Below are 1,044 nucleotides of genomic sequence, written 5' to 3'. Positions count from 1 at the left end.
AGCCCTTTACTAAAAGAAAAATAATCCCAAATCTAATCAAACTTTATTTCAAAATACTGAAGAATAGCTTTATAATTATTCTGAGCTGTAAGACAAGTGTCTAACAGATATTCTCTTATACGAGTCCACTCCTGTAAACCTCTGTAATAGAATAACTTGAGCTCTTCATCTATAATGAAAGGAACTATATTATTGGAGAGACATTCTTTAAACATTATCAACCTACCTACACGACCATTACCGTCTTGAAATGGATGAATGATTTCAAATTGATAATGAAAATTTATAATATCTTTAAAACTCTTCTTTTCAATACTATGATAATCAGAAAGTAATACTTTCATTTTTGAAGATACTTCCTTAGGCGGACAAGTTTCATTTCCCCCGACTTCATTAGGCAATTTTTTGTATTCACCAACATTGAACCAATCTTTTCTGCTATCTGAAGTACCTGATTTCAAGAGAAAATGTAACTCTTTAATAAATGATTCAGTGAGTTTATTTTTAGCTTTATCAATAATTAAATCAATACATCGGAAGTGGTTCGTGGTTTCTATAATATCGTCCACATTTACACTTTCTTTGGATGCTGCGATGGTATTGGTTTCAAAAATATAGCGGGTTTGGTCGTGGGTTAACCTGCTTCCTTCAATCTTGTTGGAATTGTAGGTCAAATCAATTTGCGTGCGATGGTAAATACCACCTTTGAGCTTCATTTCTTTTTGTTCTTTAAGATGATTGAGTAAAATATTATTACTATATTTTTTCTTATTCCCTTTCTCCGGCAATGTCGAATCTTCTGGAATATTCCAAGTTTTACCTGTTAGGAAAGCTCCTTTGATTTTTCCCGTAGCACAATAATTCCGAATAGTTCTTTCCGGAATATTCCATTTTTTTGCAAATTCGTTGACCGAAATATAATTCATAACTAATAATAACAAATACCGTCATCGGCAAATATACAATAAGTAAAAGTTGATATTATCTATTTTTTTGCCGATAACGGCTAAGATTGAGGATTTAATTTATTAAAGGAATACGCTT

The 1,044-nt window shown here is 31.4% G+C and carries 1 protein-coding gene; it reads right to left on the bottom strand.

What is annotated here, in order from left to right; translation table 11 throughout:
* Positions 1-32 precede the first annotated feature (32 nt).
* A complete protein-coding gene (locus SCA31_RS22405; protein WP_410699267.1) occupies positions 33-926 on the bottom strand; it encodes a Fic family protein in 894 nt (297 codons plus the stop codon).
* Positions 927-1,044 lie beyond the last annotated feature (118 nt).

It is taken from the genome of Chryseobacterium sp. SIMBA_028, from assembly GCF_046535285.1.
GTDB lineage: Bacteria > Bacteroidota > Bacteroidia > Flavobacteriales > Weeksellaceae > Chryseobacterium.
This window is presented reverse-complemented; position numbering and strand designations above follow the sequence as displayed.

Bases quoted from the DNA above. Each gene is read 5' to 3' on its own strand.
- SCA31_RS22405 (WP_410699267.1), bottom strand. From the start codon at position 926: ATGAATTATATTTCGGTCAACGAATTTGCAAAAAAATGGAATATTCCG.